Genomic DNA, 257 nt, shown 5'->3' on the forward strand with positions numbered 1-257 from the left:
ACCCCACACTACCATCGACGCTGTTTCGTTTCACTTCTGAGTTCGGAATGGAATCAGGTGGGTCCAAAACGCTATGGTCGCCAAGCAAATTCTTAAAATTCGGAAAGCTGTTTTTCGTTCTCTCAACACATTCTTATGCGCTTAGCTTTGAGTCCACTACAAAACCCCTTGGGTGTTGTATGGTTAAGCCTCACGGGCAATTAGTACAGGTTAGCTCAACGCCTCACAACGCTTACACACCCTGCCTATCAACGTTC

1 rRNA gene is annotated in these 257 nt (G+C 46.7%); it reads right to left on the bottom strand.

Annotation, left to right across the window (positions count from 1 at the left end):
* A 5S ribosomal RNA gene (gene rrf / locus JIG40_RS10135) occupies window positions 1-85 on the bottom strand; the annotation flags it as partial.
* Window positions 86-257 lie beyond the last annotated feature (172 nt).

The organism is Vibrio sp. bablab_jr001, from assembly GCF_016464285.1.
GTDB lineage: Bacteria > Pseudomonadota > Gammaproteobacteria > Enterobacterales > Vibrionaceae > Vibrio > Vibrio fluvialis.